The following is a 16,713-nucleotide window of genomic DNA, read 5'->3' as shown; positions in this document are numbered from 1 at the left end:
CCGGCCGCCATCCTGACTCTGAGAGCAGGGATGACGGCCGGTTCTCGGCTCATGCGGCGTCGGTGACGGGGATCAGCCCGCGCTCACCACACCCGCGAGTGCATCATGCAGTTCTTGAGCCTCTGCGTCGTTGACCGACACGACGAGACGCCCTCCCCCTTCAAGAGGCACTCGCACGATGATGAGCCGACCCTCCTTCACGGCCTCCATTGGCCCGTCTCCGGTGCGTGGCTTCATTGCGGCCATGCGAGTCCCCTCTCGTTATTCGACTGACCCCCATTATCTCGTATCACGGGGGCTCGTGATAATCCTGAGCGCGGCGAGGCGCAGGATGACGCCGGATCCGCACTCAGGGAATGGTCCAATACGCGTTCGCGAGGCCGTACATGACGAAGATCCAACACCATTGCAACGCCAGCGAGACGATGACGACGCCACCGCGGTACCAGCGGTTCCGTGGGACGGCGACGGCACCGAGGAGCGGGAAGACCGGCACGAGCAGCCGGAAGACACTCGTCTGCGGGAAGAACACCGCGAAGAGGTAGAGGAGGTAGGACCCCACCCACAACCGGAGGTCGGCACCGAGCCGGCGCACCGGCGGGAGGAACAGGAGCACGACGGAGCCGACGAAGATCGCGGCGACGACGGCGATGCCCGGACCATCCCCGAACCAGAACTGGCCGCCCTGGATCCAGGCGGAGAACGGGACGAGGGGCTGCTCCCCGATGAAGGCGGCCCGCCACGCCAGCTCCGTCTCGAGATAGGCCTCCGGCGTCCCGGTGACGAGACCGGCGATGACCATCCACGCGAATCCGGCGACGGCGGCGAGGGCCCCGCCCGCGAGGATGAGGACGACCTCCCGGCGCGCCAGCGGGTCGCGGTGTCGCGTGACGATCCGCACGATGAGATGGAGGCCCAGCAGGAGCGAGAAGGCCAGGACTCCGGGGCGGGTGAACGCCATGACCGGGATGACCGCGAGGAGCCAGCCGTACCGGCGCGTCACGAGCAGGAGCAGTGCGAGCGTCAGCAGCAGCAGGAACATCGATTCCGCGTAGGCGACCTGGAACAGGGCGCTGAGCGGGGCGATGCAGAACAGCACGACGGCGAACATCGCCCGTTCATCGCCGAGGCGGATGCGCAGGAGCCGGTGGAACAGCAGGGCCGCCCCCAAGCCGCAGCACAGCGAGACGATCACGGCCATGACCGGCCACGGCAGGAAGGTGACGACCGAGAGCGCCTTCACGACCCCCGGATAGACCGGCATGAACGCCCACGCGTTCTCCGCGACCCGGCCGGCGTCGTCGAGCGGCAGCTGGGTCGGGTAGCCGTACGTCGCGATCCACCAGTACCACTGTCCGTCCCAGCCGGCGGCGAGCGTGCCGAGCGAGGGGAACGCGCCGAACCGGGAGTCCGGCGCCTGCAGCAGACTCGCGACCGCGAACATCGCGGTCGTCACCAGGCGGGACAGCACGTACACGATGGTGATCCGCCCCCACCAGGGCAGGCGGGCCCAGCGCTGGAGCATCGACGGCCGCTCCTCGACCTCGGTCGAGTGGGCCGCGTCAGCGACCATCGGGCCCGGTCAGCCAGGCGCGGAGCCCGCGCTCGCAGTCCTGGATGTGTGCGAGCGGGACGCGCTCGTCGTCGGCATGGGCGAGGAGCGGGTCACCCGGTCCGTAGTTGACGGCGGGGACGCCGAGTGCGGAGAAGCGTGCGACGTCCGTCCAGCCGTACTTCGGGGCCGGTGTACCGCCGACCGCGGCCAGGAAGTCCTGGGCGATCGGCGCGTCGAGCCCGGGACGAGCGCCCTCCGCGACGTCCGTCTGCACGACCTCGAAGCCGGAGAAGAGCTCCTCGAGGTGGGCGAGCGCCTCGGCACCCGTCCGGCTCGGAGCGAAGCGGTAGTTCACCTCGACGGTGACGAGGTCGGGGATCACGTTCCCGGCGACGCCGCCGGTGATCCCGACCGCGTTGACGCCCTCCCGGTAGACGAGCCCGTCGACCTCGACCTCCCGTGGCGTGTACGAGGCGAGCGTCGCGAGGACCGGTGAGATCGCGTGGATCGCGTTGACGCCGACCCAGCTCCTGGCCGCATGCGAGCGCTTGCCGTGGGCGCTCACGTGGACGCGGAGCGTTCCGTTGCAGCCACCCTCGACGCCGGCGTTGCTCGGCTCGCCGAGGATCGCGAAGTCACCGACGAAGAGGTCGGGACGGTTCCGCGCGAGACGCCCGAGGCCGTTGAGGTCGGATGCGACCTCCTCGTTGTCGTACCACATCCAGGTGATGTCGACGATGGGATCGGTGAGCTCAGCCGCGAGCTTCAGCTGGACCGCGACGCCGCCCTTCATGTCGACCGTCCCTCGACCCCAGAGCACCGCCTCGCCGTCGCGCTCCTCGAACCGGGTCGGGATGTTTCCGTTGATCGGGACGGTGTCGATGTGGCCGGCGATGATGACCCGCTGTGCACGTCCGAGCGAGGTGGAAGCGACCACCGTGTCGCCGTCGCGCACGATCGTCAGGTGCTCGAGACCCTCGAGCGACGCCTCGATCGCGTCGGCGATGCGGGCTTCATCCCCCGAGACGGAGGCGATGTCGCACAGCTGCTGGGTGAGTTCCACCGAGGAGACGGACAGGTCGAGTACGGGGACTTCGGCTGGCATGGCACCAGTGTATTGGCCGTCGACCTGAGTGTTGGCCGGTACCCTGGAGCCATGACCGCTGCGCCTGCCGAGACCCCTGTTCCGACTCACGCCTGGGGCTCCGGCCTCGCGACCATCGCCGCCGACGGCACCGTGCTCGACACCTGGTTCCCCGAGCCCTCGCTCGGACGGATCCCCGAGGGCCGCGACCGCTGGATCGCCCCCGCAGACCTCGAGGCCCTCGCGACCGACGACGAGCGCCGGGCCGTCCGCATCGACATCGTCACGGTCGAGATCGAGCTGCAGGCCGCTCCGCAGAGCACCCCGGACGCCTACCTGCGGCTGCACCTGCTCAGCCACCTGCTCGTCCAGCCGAACACGATCTCGCTCGACGGTGTCTTCGCGCACCTCCCCATCGTCGTCTGGACCAACGCCGGCCCCGTCCACCCCGCGGACTTCGACCGCCTCCGACCGTCGCTCCTCCGCGCCGGCATCCACGCGACCGGCATCGACAAGTTCCCGAGACTCCTCGACTACGTGACGCCCGACAAGGTCCGGATCGCCGACGCCTCGCGCGTCCGGCTCGGCGCCCACCTGGCACCGGGCACCACCGTCATGCACGAGGGCTTCGTCAACTTCAACGCCGGGACCCTCGGCGCGTCGATGGTCGAAGGACGCATCTCGCAGGGCGTCGTCGTCGGTGACGGCAGCGACATCGGGGGTGGTGCGTCGATCATGGGGACGCTCTCCGGCGGCGGGACGCAGCGGGTGGCGATCGGTCAGCGCGCCCTCCTCGGCGCCAACTCCGGCATCGGCATCTCGATCGGCGACGACTCGGTGGTCGAGGCGGGTCTCTACGTGACCGCGGGCACCAAGGTCGTCCTCGCGGGTGCTGCGGCCACGGCCGAAGGCGCGCCGCGCACGGTCAAGGCGGTCGAGCTGTCGGGTGTCCCGAACCTCCTGTTCCGTCGGAACTCACTCACCGGTGCCGTCGAGGTGCTCCCCCGCTCGGGCTCGGGCGTCGAGCTGAACGCGGCACTGCACGCCTGACCCGGCCTCCCGGGACGCAGAACGGCCCCGCATCCGAGGTGGATGCGGGGCCGCCCTTCGACAGGCTCAGGGACCGAACCGGACGGGACTAGCGCGTCGGGAAGGGACGCTCGGGCGAACCCGTGTACAGCTGCTGCGGGCGCCCGATCTTGGTCTGCGGGTCGAGGTTCATCTCACGCCAGTGGGCGATCCACCCGGGCAGGCGTCCGATGGCGAAGAGCACCGTGAACATCCGCGTCGGGAAGCCCATCGCCTTGTAGATGACGCCGGTGTAGAAGTCGACGTTCGGGTAGAGCTTGCGCTCCTTGAAGTAGTCGTCCTCCAGGGCGATCTGCTCGAGCTCCTGAGCCAGGTCGAGCAGCGGGTCGTTGATGCCGAGCGCCCGGAGCACCTCGCCGGCGCTCTCCTTGACGAGCTTGGCGCGCGGGTCGTAGTTCTTGTAGACGCGGTGCCCGAAGCCCATGAGCTTCACGCCGTCTTCCTTGTTCTTCACGCGGTCGACGAAGCGCTGCACGCCCTCGCCGGACTCCTGGATCCGGCCGAGCATCTGCAGGACAGCTTCGTTCGCGCCACCGTGCAGCGGACCCGACAGGGCGTTGATACCGGCGGACACGGAGGCGTAGAGGTTCGCTCCGGTGGAGCCGACGAGGCGGACCGTGGAGGTCGAGGCGTTCTGCTCGTGGTCCTCGTGCAGGATGAGCAGGAGGTCGAGCGCCTTCGACAGGACGGGATCGATCTCGTACGGTTCGGCGAGGTTGCCGAAGTTCAGCTTGAGGAAGTTGTCGACGAAGCTCAGCGAGTTGTCGGGGTAGAGGAACGCCTGCCCGACCGACTTCTTGTGCGCGTAGGCGGCGATCACCGGGAGCTTTGCGAGCATGCGGACCGTCGTGAGCTCGACGTGGTCGGGATCGTGCGGATTGGCGTCCGACTCGTAGTAGGTCGACATGGCCTGCAGGGCGCTCGACAGGACGGCCATCGGGTGCGCCGTGTGCGGGAGCGCCGAGAAGAACCGCTTGAGATCCTCGTGGAGGAGCGTGTGGCGCCGGATCTTCTCGTCGAATCCGCCGAGTTCGTCGGCCGTCGGGAGTTCCCCGTGGATGAGCAGCCAGGCGACCTCGAGGAAGGTCGACTGCTTGGCGAGCTGCTCGATCGGGTAGCCGCGGTAGCGCAGGATGCCCTGGTCGCCGTCGATGTACGTGATCGCCGACTTGGTCGCCGCAGTGTTGACGAACCCGTAGTCGAGCGTGGTCAGGCCGGTCTGCCGCGTGAGCGAGGAGATGTCGATACTCGACGCGCCCTGGGCTGACCGGTGGATCGGGAATTCGGCCGTTCCGCCGGGGTAGTTCAGGGTGACCTGATGCGTCTCGGTGGAAGCCTGTTTCTCGACGTCGCCCACGGCGCCTCCTCATATCTTTGTGCGATAGGGACTCGACATCGCCCTCCGATACGACGGCGTGTCACATACAGCCTAATCGGCTTCGGACCCTACTGCTGTTTCCCACAGTGATCCAGCGACTTCCTTGGAGTTCACCCCGAAATCGGGCGGAGTCCCCGAAGTCTGGCCGCGGCGGCCGCGATGCGCTCGTCGGTGGCGGTCAGGGAGAGCCGCACGTGTTGCGGTCCGGCCTCGCCGTAGAACACCCCTGGACCCGCCAGGACACCGATCGACGCCAGGCGGTCGATACTGACCCAGGCGTCCTGGCCTTCGGTGATCCACAGGTACAGTCCCGCCTCGCTGCGGTCGACCCGGAACCCGGCCTCGCGGACTGCCGGGAGCAGCACCTCCCGGCGGGCGCGGTACCGGGCCTTCTGCTCCGCCACGTGGGCGTCGTCGCCGAGCGCCGCGACCATGGCGGCCTGCAACGGGGCCGGCAGCATAAGACCCGCGTGCTTCCGGACGGTGACCAGCCGACGCACGAGGCGCTCGTCGCCCGCGAGGAACGCGGCACGGTAGCCGGCGAGGTTGGACTGCTTGCTCAGGGAGTAGATCGCGAGGACACCCTCGGTGTCGCCGTCGGTCACGCGTGGATCGAGCACGGACGGGGTCGGCGTGTCGGACCACTCCCCCTCCCAGCCGAGTTCCGCGTAGCATTCGTCGCCCACGAGGACGGCGCCGAGTTCGCGGGCTCTGGCTCGGGCCGCACGCAGCTCGTCGACCGATAGGACACGGCCGTCGGGGTTGCCGGGGGAATTCAGCCAGACCAGCCGGGTGTTCTCCGGCCATTCGGACGGATCGTCGGAGGCGAACGCCTCGGCTCCGGCGATCGCCGCGCCGACCGCGTAGGTCGGGTAGGCGGCCACCGGGTGGACCACGGTGTCGCCGGCACCCAGGCCGAGGAGGAAGGCGAGCAGCGCGACGAGTTCCTTCGAGCCGATCGTCGGGAGGACGGCGTCGAGGGTGAGCCCCTCCACACCACGACGGCGCGCGAACCAGTCGACGATCGCCTGCCGGAGTTCGGGCGTGCCCACCGTGGTCGGGTACGCGTGTGCGTCCGTGGCCGCCCGGAGCGCATCCCGGATGAGGCCGGGAGTCGGATCGACCGGCGAACCGATCGAGAGGTCGACGATGCCGTCGGGGTGGCGACGGGCCTGCTCCGCATACGGGACCATGAGGTCCCAGGGGTAGTCGGGCAGCGGCTGCAGTGCCACGCGACTACTCGTGGGCTTGTGGCGGCAGCGCGGCGATGAGCGGGTGGTCCGAGGGGATCACGCCGACCTTCGCGGCCCCGCCCGGGGAACCGATCTCGTCGAAGAACTCAACGTTGGCCTTGTAGTAGTCAGCCCACTCCTCGGGAAGGTCGTCCTCGTAGTAGATGGCCTCCACCGGGCAGACCGGCTCGCACGCACCGCAGTCGACGCATTCGTCGGGGTGGATGTAGAGCGACCGTTCACCCTCGTAGATGCAGTCGACGGGGCATTCGTCGATGCAGGCGCGGTCCTTCACATCGACGCACGGCAGGGCGATCACGTAGGTCACGGGCGGGTGGCTCCCTTCACGAGCACTGAGTTGTCCAGTCTACGCCTGCGGCGAGACGGGGAGCGGTTCGGGCGCCGGTCCCGCGGGACGGTCGTCGCGCTTGCGGGCGCGCTCCGGGAGCTTCGGCCACGCCACGACGAGGACGGCGATGAGACCGGGGGCGATGGTCCACACGAGGCCCGAGACGCTCTGCGGGATGAGGACGGAGCCACCGGTGCTCTCGAGCAGCAGGATCCCGATCATGAGGATGACCCCGAGCGCCGCTGCCGACGCTGCGAGCCGGTCCCCCAGGACGATCCGGAGTCCGACCAGGAGCATGGCCACGCCGAGGATCCCGAGCACCAGTCCGACCGGGAGGGCGACACCGAGGACGGAGGGCGCCCAGGCGTGCGCGACCGTGCCGATGGCGCCGTACGCCAGGCCGACGAGGAACGCGAGGACGATCCCGATCACCCGCGATGCCGTGGACTGCTCGTGCGGCGCGTCCTGCTGCGGCGGTGTCGGCGGGAACCAGCGGTCGTCGCCGACCGTGCGGCCGTCTGGGAGGCTGGGGTCGGGGGCCGGATCGGTCATCCGCCGATTGTATCTGGACAGCCTCAGCATCAGGCGCTATGGTCGACGTCGGATAAGGTTAGCCTTACCCAACCGCGTTCCGAAGTCGCAGCGCCCCGCCCGGACCACGGTCCCCGCCCGGCGCGCCCTCGGATGCATCCCCACCCCGCAGACGACGGCCTCCCCCGGGCGACCGCCTGCTCGACGCCCGAAAGTCCGGTCACGTGCTCGCGAACTACCTCATCGGCCTCCGCGAAGGCCTCGAAGCCGGCCTCATCGTCGGCATCCTCGTCGCCTACCTGAACAAGCTCGGCCGCCGGGACGTCCTCCCCAGGTTGTGGCTCGGCGTCGCCGTCGCGATCGTCGTCTCGCTCGGCGTCGGTGCCATCCTCACCTGGGGACCGTACGGGCTGAGCTTCCAGGCGCAGGAGATCCTCGGCGGCGGACTCTCCATCCTGGCCGTCGGGCTCGTCACCTGGATGATCTTCTGGATGGGGCGCAACGCCCGAGAGCTCAAGCACGACCTCGAGTCACGACTCGACGCCGCCGTCGCCGGATCGGCGATCGGCATCGTCGTCCTCGGTTTCATCAGCGTCGGCCGCGAGGGCATCGAGACCGCCCTCTTCATCTGGGCGAGCGTCAACTCCGGCGAGAACGCCGTCGTCGGCTCGATCGGCGCGCTCCTCGGTATCCTCACCTCCGTCGTCATCGCGTATCTCATCTACCGCGGATTCGTCCGGATCAACCTCGGCACCTTCTTCACGTGGACGGGGCTCTTCCTCGTCGTCGTGGCCGCCGGCGTCCTCGCCTACGGCGTCGGCGACCTCCAGGAGGCGGGCGTCATCCCCGGCTGGGGCCAGGCCGCATTCAACCTGAGCGCGATCATCCCTCCGACGAGCTGGTACGGCACCGTCCTCGGCGGACTCTTCAACTTCACCCCTGCCCCGACCTGGGCGCAGTTCGGAGCGTGGCTGCTGTACCTCGTCGTCACGCTCGTCTGCTTCATCAGGGTCTCGGGTCTCGGCCGTCGGCGCCCGACCTCCGTCACGAAACCGGTCACGACGAACGTCTGACCGGTCCCCGACCCACCACGAACCAAGCACCAGCACCTTCCGACAGGAGTCTCCATGCAGCACCGCATCATCGCCGGCCTCGCCGGCGCGGGCGTCCTCGCCCTCGCCCTCACGGGATGCGTCCCGAACAAGACGGGAAGCGACGCACTCACCGTCGCCATCACCGACGACTCGTGCTCGGTGTCCGTCGCGAAGGCGACGGCCGGTGCCGTGACCTTCTCGATCACCAACAACGGCACCGACGTCAACGAGTTCGAGATCCTCGCCTCGGACAAGCTGCGCATCGTGGGCGAGAAGGAGAACGTGACGCCGGGCCAGACGGTGTCCTACGTCGCACAGCTGAACCCCGGCACGTACTACACGGCCTGCAAGTTCCAGCTCGTCGGCGCACCCGTCGGCCTCGCCGAGTTCACCGTCACCGGTGAGAACGCGACCGTCTCGAAGGACGAGCAGGCGCTCACCGACCAGGCCGTGACGAACTACGTCGCCTACATCAAATCGCAGGTGGCCGAACTCGTGCCGCAGGTGAAGGCCTTCACCGATGCGTACGCCGCCGGCGACGACGAGACGGCCCGTCAGCTGTTCGCGACGACGCGCGTCTCGTACGAACGCATCGAGCCGACGGCCGAGGCATTCGGCGACCTCGACCCGAAGATCGACTACCGCGAGGTCGACGCCGTGGCTGAAGGACTCGACTGGACCGGCTTCCACCGGATCGAGAAGGACCTCTGGCCGCCGGCAGCCGACGCACTGAACTCGGACGGCACGAGCGCGCTGACGGACTGGACGCCGTCGACGCCGGAACAGCGTCAGCAGTTCGCCACCGGTCTCGTCGACGACGTGCAGCAGCTGTTCGACCTCGTCTCCGAGAAGGACTTCACCGTGAGCCTCGGCGACATCTCGAACGGTGCCATCGGTCTCCTCGACGAGGTCGCCGTCGGCAAGATCTCCGGTGAGGAGGACTGGTGGTCCCACACCGACCTCTACGACTTCGCGGCCAACGTGCAGGGAGCCGAGGTCGCGTTCGGCAACGTCAAGGACATCGCCGCGAGCAAGGGTGACGCCGGCACGAAGCTCGTCGGCCAGATCGAGACCGAGTTCACCGCGCTGCAGGACCTGCTCGCGAAGTACGGCAGCCTCGACAGCGGCTTCGTGAGCTACGACACCGTCACCGAGGAGCAGCGCAAGGAGCTCTCCGACCAGGTGAACGCCCTCTCCGAGCCGCTGTCGCAGCTCACCCACACGGTGCTCGGCGTCGCCGAGTAGCACCGAACGGATCCACCGCCGCCTCCGCGGCGCGCCGGGCCGGAACCGCTCAGAGCATTCTGGGGGTTCCGGCCCTGCGGCCTTCCAGCCATCCCTGAATAGCATGAGGTCCGATGACCGAGCACACTCCCCCCACCACGCCTGCACCCGAGGCGGGGTCCACGCCCACCACGCCTGCACCCGAGGCAGGATCGACGCCCACCGCGCCTGAACCCGGCGCCGCGTCCGCACCACCGAACGACGCCCCGCGGCGCGGGCTGTCGCGCCGGGCGCTGTTCGGCCTCGCCGGAGCAGGCGCCGCGGGGTTGGCGGCAGGAGCCGGGGCGACCGCGGCCATCACCGCCGCCGTGAGCGCCTCGGCGAGTGCCACGGGCGTCACGACGGTCTACCCGTTCAGCGGGGCCCACCAGAGCGGGATCACGACGCCGGCGCAGGACCGCCTGCACTTCGCCGCGTACGACGTGTCGGCGGGGACCACCCGGGATGAACTCATCGAGCTGCTCCAGGACTGGAGTGTCGCCGCGGCACGCATGACGCAGGGCCAGGAGGTCGCCGACGGCGGTGCCGTGGACGGCTCGCCGCTCGCTCCCCCGGTCGACACCGGCGAGGCGCTCGGACTGCCCGCCAGCGGGCTCACGATCACCTTCGGGTTCGGACCCACGCTCTTCACCGCCGAGGACGGAACGGATCGGTTCGGCATCGCCGACCGGCGCCCGGCCGAGTTGGAGAAGCTCCCCCGCTTCACGGGCGACAACCTCCAGGCGGGCCTCACCGGCGGCGACCTCTGCATCCAGGCGTGCGCCGACGACCCGCAGGTCGCCGTGCACGCGATCCGCAACCTGAGCCGCATCGCGTTCGGACGTGCCTCCATCCGCTGGTCGCAGCTCGGCTTCGGTCGCACCTCGTCGACCTCCACCAGTCAGGTCACGCCGCGCAACCTGTTCGGCTTCAAAGACGGCACCGCGAACGTCAAGTCCGAGGAGACGAAGACGGTCGAGGAGCAGGTGTGGGTCCAGGACGGGGACAGCGCCGCTTGGCTGAGCGGTGGTTCCTACCTCGTGGTCCGCAAGATCCGGATGATCATCGAGACCTGGGACCGCGCGCAGCTCCAGGAGCAGGAGCGCGTCATCGGTCGGAGCAAAGGTGAGGGCGCACCGCTGTCGGGCGGCAAGGAGTTCACGGAACCCGACTTCGACGCCGTCGGCGCGACGGATCAGCCGCTCATCGACAAGCACTCACACGTGCGTCTCGCGCACCCGACCCAGCTCAAAGGCACGAAGCTCCTGCGACGCGGATACAACTTCGTCGACGGCAATGACGACCTCGGGCGGTTGAACGCCGGGTTGTTCTTCATGTCGTACCAGCGATCGCCGAAGCAGTTCATCGACGTGCAGCGCGCGCTGGCCACCGATGCGCTCAACGAGTACATCAAGCACGTCGGGTCGGCGATCTTCGCGGTGCCCCCGGGCGCGAGCAAGGACGGCTGGGTCGGCGAGACGCTCTTCGCGTAGGACACGTCCGGTCGCTGACCCCCGGTCACTGAGCCCTCCCTGACCGGTCACTGAGCCTGTCGAAGTGCTACTTGACCGTCACCGTGTAGAGGATGCTGTCCGCCGAGGCGACGAGCTTCACGTCGTAGGCCGTCGTCGACAGCGTCACGATCGAACCGTCGCCGTTCGCGATCTCCCCGTCGATCGTGAAGCCCGCCGCGACGAGCGCGTCCTTGGCTGCGGTGGCGGCGTCGGTCGCCTGCACCGTGACGACGAAGGTGTCCTTGCCGTCGACCGTGCCACGTCCGCCGTTGACCGTGCCGTCGACCACTGGGACGGCGTCGACGGGGTATCCGTCCGGCAGCCCCTCGTCGAGGTTCACGTCGAAGTCGCCACCGGTGGCGTCGCGGATGCCCTGCTCGACGGAGTCCTTGACGGTGGACTCGATGACGCTGCACCCGGCGAGCGTCGGAGCGAGGACGAGGGCGGCCAGCAGGGCGAGGGAGGCGGGTCGGCGCATGCGATCAGCTTAACGACCGGATGCCCGGTCTTCCTGAGAGGACCGGGCATCGGGTTGGAGCGGCTGCTGCCTACTCGGACTGCTTCTTGAGACGCGAGTAGCTGCGCTGGCGGGCCTGAGCGTCGAGCTCGACCTTGCGGATGCGCACGTGCTCGGGCGTGACCTCGACGCACTCGTCCTCGCGGGCGAACTCGAGGCTCTCCTCGAGCGTGAGGACGCGCGGGGGCGTCATCGACTCGAAGTTGTCGGCCGAAGACTGACGCATGTTGGTCAGCTTCTTCTCCTTGGTGATGTTGACGTCCATGTCGTCGTTGCGCGAGTTCTCGCCGATGACCATGCCCTCGTAGACCTCTTCGGTCGGCTGCACGAAGAACGACATGCGCTCCTGCAGCGCGATGATCGCGAACGGCGTGACCACACCGGAACGGTCGGCGACGATCGAGCCGTTGTTGCGCGTCGTGATCGCGCCGGCCCACTCGCCGTATCCGTGTGCCAACGCGTTGGCGATACCCGTACCGCGCGTGGCGGTGAGGAACTCGGACCGGAAGCCGATGAGACCGCGCGACGGGACGATGAACTCCATGCGGACCCAGCCGGTGCCGTGGTTCGCCATGTTCTCCATGCGGCCCTTGCGAGCGGCGAGGAGCTGCGTGATCGCGCCGAGGTGCTCCTCGGGAGCGTCGATGGTGAGGTGCTCGTACGGCTCGTGGACCTTGCCGTCGATACGCTTCGTGACCACCTGCGGCTTGCCGACGGTGAGCTCGTAGCCTTCGCGACGCATCTGCTCGACGAGGATGGCGAGCGCGAGCTCTCCACGGCCCTGGACCTCCCACGCGTCGGGTCGACCGATGTCGAGGACCTTGAGCGAGACGTTACCGATGAGCTCGCGGTCGAGGCGGTCCTTGACCATGCGTGCGGTGAGCTTGTGTCCCTTGACCTTGCCCATGAGCGGCGAGGTGTTGGTGCCGATGGTCATCGAGATGGCCGGGTCGTCGACCGTGATGGCCGGCAGCGCGCGGACGTCCTCGGGGTCGGCCAAGGTGTCGCCGATCATGATGTCGGCGAAACCGGCGACGGCGACGATGTCGCCGGGGCCGGCGCTCTCGGCCGGGTAGCGGTCGAGGGCCTTCGTGATCATGAGCTCGGTGACGCGGACGTTGTGGACATCGCCGTCGTGGCGGACCCAGGCGACCGTCTGGCCCTTCTTCAACGTGCCGTTGAAGATGCGCAAGAGTGCGAGGCGACCGAGGAACGGCGAGGCGTCGAGGTTCGTGACGTGCGCCTGCAGCGGGTGCTCGTCGTCGTACTGCGGAGCCGGGATGTGCTCGAGGATGGCTGCGAACAGCGGCTCGAGGTCTTCGCTGTCGGGCAGTTCGCCGTTGGCGGGCTTGTTGGACGACGCGCGGCCGGCCTTACCGGAGGCGTAGACGACCGGGACGTCGAGGACGGCGTCGAGGTCGAGGTCGGGGACGTCGTCGACCATGTCGCTGGCGAGACCGATGAGGAGGTCCTGGCTCTCGACGACGACCTCGTCGATGCGCGCGTCGGGGCGGTCGGTCTTGTTGACCAGGAGGATGACCGGCAGCTTGGCCTCGAGCGCCTTGCGGAGCACGAACCGGGTCTGCGGCAGGGGGCCCTCGGACGCGTCGACGAGGAGGACGACGCCGTCGACCATGGACAGGCCGCGCTCGACCTCTCCACCGAAGTCGGCGTGGCCCGGGGTGTCGATGACGTTGATCGTGATCGGGCCGTCGGTGGCGTGTTCGCCCTTGTACGAGATCGCCGTGTTCTTGGCGAGGATGGTGATGCCCTTTTCGCGCTCGAGCTCATTCGAGTCCATGGCGCGTTCTTCGAGGTGGGCGTGTTCGGCGAAAGAGTTGGTCTGTCGCAGCATGGCGTCGACGAGGGTCGTCTTGCCGTGGTCAACGTGGGCCACGATCGCGACATTGCGCAGATCGGAACGAGTGGCGAGCGCCATAAAAGGGTGGCTTCCTTCAAGTGGATGGGATTCGGGCACGATGGTGCCGACGGACCATCATACCGCAGGAGTCCTGGCCGGGGGCTGAACGGCGACGGGCACCGGCGGTTTCCCGCCGATGCCCGTCGTCCTCAGGGTTCAGGAGGAACCCGTCGTGTCGCTTACTTCTTCCAGCCCACGTTCTTCCAGTCGATGGTCTCGAACTGGGTCGGCCCGTAGTTCACGAGGCCGGTCTTGACGCCGTAGGTGTACGGCACCGGGAACAGCGGGAGCGTGGTCGCGAGGGCGACGATCTTCTTGTCGATCTCCTTCGCGATCTCGAGGCGCTTGTCGGGGTCGAGCTCCGCGTTGGCGCTCGCCCAGAGGTCACCGAGCGAGTCGTCGGTGACGCCGGGGAAGTTCTGCCCGGAGTCGGCCGGGTAGAAGATCGACTCGGTGCTGGAGATCGGGAAGGCGGTGCCCTGCCACGCGAAGCTCACGGCGTCGAAGTCGCGGGTCTCGGTGGTGACGTACTTCGTGAAGAAGTCGTCGGACGGGACGGTGTCGATCTGGAGGTCGAAGCCCGACTCCTTCACCATGGCCTGCACCTGCTGCGACGTCTCGGCGGAGACCGGGTTGTCGGAGTCGATGACGTAGCGGACGGTCAGCTTCTTGCCGTCCTTCTCGCGGATGCCGTCGCTGCCTTCCTTCCAACCGGCGTCCTCGAGCTGCTTCTTGGCCGCGTCGATGTCGTAGCCGAGCACCTTGGAGGCGTCGTCCTCGTAGCCGTCCTGGCCCGGGAGGAAGATGAGGTTGTTCAGCAGGTCGGTCGGTGCGTCGATCGCGGCGAGGCGGGCCTCGGCGATGGTCTGACGGTTGATCGACTTGGCGAACGCCTGCCGGACCTCGGGGTCGCTCAGGACCTCGGACGTACCGTTCAGGGTGATGTGGTTGTACGTCGTGCCGCGCGAACGCTGGATCTCAGCGTCGCTGCGCTTCTTGGCCGTCTCGTAGTTGTCGGCGTTCGAGCCGATGCTGAAGACGTCGATCTCACTGTTGGAGAACGCCTGCGCGAGACCGGAGCGGGACACCTGCTTGAAGATGATGTTGTCGAGCTTCGGCTTGTCGCCCCACCACTTCGGGTTGGGCGCGAAGGTCACGACCGCGCCGGTCTGGTCGATCTTGCTGACGATGTACGGGCCGCCGGAGACGTAGGTGGTGCCGTCAGCCGCGTAGGGGCCGGTCGCCCAGAGGGTGTTGAAGGACTCCGGCGTCGCGCCGAGCCACTTCGGCCAGATGTTGCCGAGAATGGAGGGCCAGTCGGCGTTCTTGTTCTTGAACGTGATGAGGACGTCCTGCGGGCTGTCGCCGGCGGTGACGGACTCGATGTCCTTCCACACGTTGGTGGCGGTGGGCGCGTAGGCGGGGTCGACGCCGTTCAGTGACTTCCAGGTGGCGGCGAAGTCGTCGACGCTCATGGCGGTGCCGTCCGACCAGACAGCGTCCGGGTTGATCTTGATCTCGACGACCTGCGGGTCCTCGGTCTTCAGCTCGACGGAGGTCGCGAAGTCGGGGTTCGCCTCCCAGGTGCCGTCCTCCTTGATGTTGATGAACGACGGCGTGTACAGGTTGCTGAGGAACTGGTCGTCGACGGTGCCGCTGTCGAGGTTGTAGAGGTTCCAGTTCGCGGGGATCGCGTCGACGGCGAGGTTGAGCGAACCGCCCTGGGCGATCTGGTCGGCGTCGGCGCGCTCCCAGCCGGTGCCGGACAGCTCGGCGGGCTTCGACGTCGAGCCGCCACCGCCTGAACCGCCTCCGGTGCAAGCCGTCAATGCGAGGGCGACGATCGAGACGCCGGCGAGGATCATCCCGCCGCGCCGCTTCGATCCCTGTGTTCTGGAACTCATCGAGATCCACCTTTCGTGACGTGTAACTGCGCAACGCCGCACCGATGCGGAGCGGAAGGCGCGCAGGCCAATGTGGACCATCTTGCACCCGCTCCGGGGATCCCCCACAAGTGGGCACGAATTGTTACCGTTTCGATTTCTCGACGGTACGAGCCGGAAACATACGTTTCGTTTCCTGAGTACACGCGTCGTTTTCTGATTCCCGATGGTTCGGGGTTACAGTGTCTCCACCCCACGAGGGGAGCACAGCTGACGGGACGACGCGGTCCCGCACAACGACTTCGCAAGGCTGGTACATGATCGGGTTCATTGCACGGCGGTTGGTCAACTACCTGTTCCTCTCCGCCATCGCCACCATGCTGGGCTACGTGCTCGTGAGCATGACGCTTCAGCCCTCGGCCCGGTTCCTCGGGAAGAACCCGCCCATCCCGCAGTCCTCGATCGACGCGGCGCTCGACAAGATGGGCGTCAACCCGAAGGTGCCGCTGCTCGAACGCCTCTGGGACTGGGTCACCCAGCTCGTGACCACCGGGTCCCTCGGCGTCAGCACCCGCGGCACCCAGGTCACGGCCGACATCTTCGAGCGTTCGGGTACGAGCCTCCGACTCCTCGTCATCGGCACCATCCTGGGCGCGGTCATCGGCGTCGCCCTCGGCGTCTGGGGCGCTGTCCGCCAGTACCGGGCCAGCGACCAGATCATCACCTACGCCTCGTTCACGATCCTCGCGATGCCCGTCTTCGTCATCGGCGTCGTGCTCATGATCCTCGCGACGTCGCTCAACCAGGCGGTCGGCACGAACGTCATCAACTTCACCGGCGAGTACACCGCCGGCTTACAGGGCGGGTTCTGGACACAGTTCGGCGACCGGGCGATGCATCTGCTGTTGCCCACCATCACCCTCACCGTCGGCGCCGTCGCCTCGTACTCGCGGTACCAGCGCAGCGCCATGCTCGACGTGATGAGCGCCGACTACATCCGGACCGCCCGCTCGAAGGGCCGGACCCGCGGCTCCGCGATCATCCGACACGGCGTCCGCGTTGCGCTCATCCCGATGTCGACGTTCTTCGCCTACTCGTTCGGGCTCATCCTCACCGGCGCGAGCGTGACGGAGAACGTCTTCAGCTGGCACGGCATGGGCGAGTACCTCCTCACGAGCGTCTCGAACTCGGACATCAACGCCGCCGCCGGAACGATCCTCTTCACCTCCATCCTCGTCCTGATCGCCGGAACCCTCTCCGACGTGATCTATGCGGCGCTCGACCCGAGAGTGCGGGTGTAACG

The 16,713-nt window shown here is 68.0% G+C and carries 15 protein-coding genes; 5 read left to right on the top strand and 10 right to left on the bottom strand.

Annotation, left to right across the window (positions count from 1 at the left end; all coding sequences use genetic code 11):
* Positions 1–72: 72 nt before the first annotated feature.
* The 3 genes from IFR14_RS08420 to dapE form a co-directional block, all read right to left on the bottom strand.
* On the bottom strand, positions 73–246 hold the full coding sequence (locus IFR14_RS08420) for a DUF3117 domain-containing protein (RefSeq protein ID WP_079002123.1): 174 nt from the start codon (positions 244–246) through the stop codon (positions 73–75).
* Between the two features lie 103 nt (positions 247–349).
* Complete coding sequence (locus IFR14_RS08415) at positions 350–1,573, bottom strand: hypothetical protein (protein WP_249406903.1); 1,224 nt, start codon at positions 1,571–1,573, stop codon at positions 350–352.
* A complete protein-coding gene (dapE, locus tag IFR14_RS08410) occupies positions 1,563–2,660 on the bottom strand; it encodes a succinyl-diaminopimelate desuccinylase (protein WP_191940791.1) in 1,098 nt (365 codons plus the stop codon). The genes IFR14_RS08415 and dapE overlap by 11 nt, the downstream gene beginning before the upstream one ends.
* A 51-nt stretch (positions 2,661–2,711) precedes the next feature.
* Here dapE and dapD point away from each other — a divergent pair, with 51 nt between their 5' ends.
* The gene (gene dapD / locus IFR14_RS08405; protein ID WP_071261031.1) at positions 2,712–3,689 is read left to right on the top strand and encodes a 2,3,4,5-tetrahydropyridine-2,6-dicarboxylate N-succinyltransferase; all 978 of its coding nucleotides are present in this window, start codon (positions 2,712–2,714) and stop codon (positions 3,687–3,689) included.
* 88 nt (positions 3,690–3,777) lie between these two features.
* Here dapD and IFR14_RS08400 read toward each other — a convergent pair whose 3' ends face one another.
* The 4 genes from IFR14_RS08400 to IFR14_RS08385 all read right to left on the bottom strand — a co-directional run bounded on the left by IFR14_RS08400 (position 3,778) and on the right by IFR14_RS08385 (position 7,239).
* Positions 3,778–5,037, bottom strand: coding sequence for a citrate synthase (locus IFR14_RS08400; RefSeq protein ID WP_194718880.1), 1,260 nt, complete (start codon positions 5,035–5,037; stop codon positions 3,778–3,780).
* A gap of 179 nt (positions 5,038–5,216) precedes the next feature.
* Entirely contained in the window at positions 5,217–6,338 is a 1,122-nt protein-coding gene (gene dapC, locus IFR14_RS08395; RefSeq protein WP_086473659.1) for a succinyldiaminopimelate transaminase, read from the bottom strand.
* A 4-nt stretch (positions 6,339–6,342) separates the two neighbouring features.
* Positions 6,343–6,666, bottom strand: coding sequence for a ferredoxin (fdxA, locus tag IFR14_RS08390; RefSeq protein WP_079705538.1), 324 nt, complete (start codon positions 6,664–6,666; stop codon positions 6,343–6,345).
* A 39-nt stretch (positions 6,667–6,705) separates the two neighbouring features.
* Complete coding sequence (locus IFR14_RS08385; protein ID WP_137241955.1) at positions 6,706–7,239, bottom strand: hypothetical protein; 534 nt, start codon at positions 7,237–7,239, stop codon at positions 6,706–6,708.
* A 203-nt stretch (positions 7,240–7,442) separates the two neighbouring features.
* Here IFR14_RS08385 and efeU point away from each other — a divergent pair, with 203 nt between their 5' ends.
* The 3 genes from efeU (at position 7,443) to efeB (ending at position 11,068) form a co-directional block, all read left to right on the top strand.
* Positions 7,443–8,291 carry an iron uptake transporter permease EfeU gene (gene efeU / locus IFR14_RS08380; RefSeq protein ID WP_137241956.1) on the top strand — a complete coding sequence of 283 codons (849 nt, stop codon included), beginning with the start codon at positions 7,443–7,445 and terminating at the stop codon, positions 8,289–8,291.
* A 54-nt stretch (positions 8,292–8,345) separates the two neighbouring features.
* Entirely contained in the window at positions 8,346–9,557 is a 1,212-nt protein-coding gene (gene efeO / locus IFR14_RS08375) for an iron uptake system protein EfeO (protein WP_191940789.1), read from the top strand.
* Between the two features lie 113 nt (positions 9,558–9,670).
* Complete coding sequence (gene efeB / locus IFR14_RS08370; RefSeq protein WP_191940788.1) at positions 9,671–11,068, top strand: iron uptake transporter deferrochelatase/peroxidase subunit; 1,398 nt, start codon at positions 9,671–9,673, stop codon at positions 11,066–11,068.
* Positions 11,069–11,135: 67 nt separating this feature from the next.
* On the opposite strand, the gene IFR14_RS08365 is transcribed toward efeB, so the two are convergent.
* From IFR14_RS08365 to IFR14_RS08355, 3 genes are all read right to left on the bottom strand, one after another.
* The gene (locus tag IFR14_RS08365; RefSeq protein ID WP_124769011.1) at positions 11,136–11,567 is read right to left on the bottom strand and encodes a hypothetical protein; all 432 of its coding nucleotides are present in this window, start codon (positions 11,565–11,567) and stop codon (positions 11,136–11,138) included.
* Positions 11,568–11,637: 70 nt separating this feature from the next.
* A complete protein-coding gene (typA, locus tag IFR14_RS08360) occupies positions 11,638–13,545 on the bottom strand; it encodes a translational GTPase TypA (protein ID WP_056007297.1) in 1,908 nt (635 codons plus the stop codon).
* A 161-nt stretch (positions 13,546–13,706) separates the two neighbouring features.
* Positions 13,707–15,431, bottom strand: coding sequence for an ABC transporter family substrate-binding protein (locus tag IFR14_RS08355; protein WP_191940787.1), 1,725 nt, complete (start codon positions 15,429–15,431; stop codon positions 13,707–13,709).
* A 296-nt stretch (positions 15,432–15,727) separates the two neighbouring features.
* Between IFR14_RS08355 and IFR14_RS08350 the strand changes: the two genes are divergently transcribed.
* Positions 15,728–16,711, top strand: coding sequence for an ABC transporter permease (locus IFR14_RS08350; RefSeq protein WP_079705532.1), 984 nt, complete (start codon positions 15,728–15,730; stop codon positions 16,709–16,711).
* Positions 16,712–16,713 lie beyond the last annotated feature (2 nt).

The organism is Plantibacter sp. CFBP 8775 (assembly GCF_014839505.1).
Classification (GTDB): Bacteria; Actinomycetota; Actinomycetes; order Actinomycetales; family Microbacteriaceae; genus Plantibacter; species Plantibacter auratus.
This window is presented reverse-complemented; position numbering and strand designations above follow the sequence as displayed.

Coding starts and splice junctions, on each gene's coding strand:
- efeO (WP_191940789.1), top strand. CDS start 8,346: ATGCAGCACCGCATCATCGCCGGCCTCGCCGGCGCGGGCGTCCTCGCC.
- typA (WP_056007297.1), bottom strand. CDS start 13,545: ATGGCGCTCGCCACTCGTTCCGATCTGCGCAATGTCGCGATCGTGGCC.
- IFR14_RS08365 (WP_124769011.1), bottom strand. CDS start 11,567: ATGCGCCGACCCGCCTCCCTCGCCCTGCTGGCCGCCCTCGTCCTCGCT.
- IFR14_RS08355 (WP_191940787.1), bottom strand. CDS start 15,431: ATGAGTTCCAGAACACAGGGATCGAAGCGGCGCGGCGGGATGATCCTC.
- IFR14_RS08385 (WP_137241955.1), bottom strand. CDS start 7,239: ATGACCGATCCGGCCCCCGACCCCAGCCTCCCAGACGGCCGCACGGTC.
- IFR14_RS08350 (WP_079705532.1), top strand. CDS start 15,728: ATGATCGGGTTCATTGCACGGCGGTTGGTCAACTACCTGTTCCTCTCC.
- IFR14_RS08420 (WP_079002123.1), bottom strand. CDS start 246: ATGGCCGCAATGAAGCCACGCACCGGAGACGGGCCAATGGAGGCCGTG.
- IFR14_RS08415 (WP_249406903.1), bottom strand. CDS start 1,573: ATGGTCGCTGACGCGGCCCACTCGACCGAGGTCGAGGAGCGGCCGTCG.
- dapE (WP_191940791.1), bottom strand. CDS start 2,660: ATGCCAGCCGAAGTCCCCGTACTCGACCTGTCCGTCTCCTCGGTGGAA.
- efeB (WP_191940788.1), top strand. CDS start 9,671: ATGACCGAGCACACTCCCCCCACCACGCCTGCACCCGAGGCGGGGTCC.
- dapD (WP_071261031.1), top strand. CDS start 2,712: ATGACCGCTGCGCCTGCCGAGACCCCTGTTCCGACTCACGCCTGGGGC.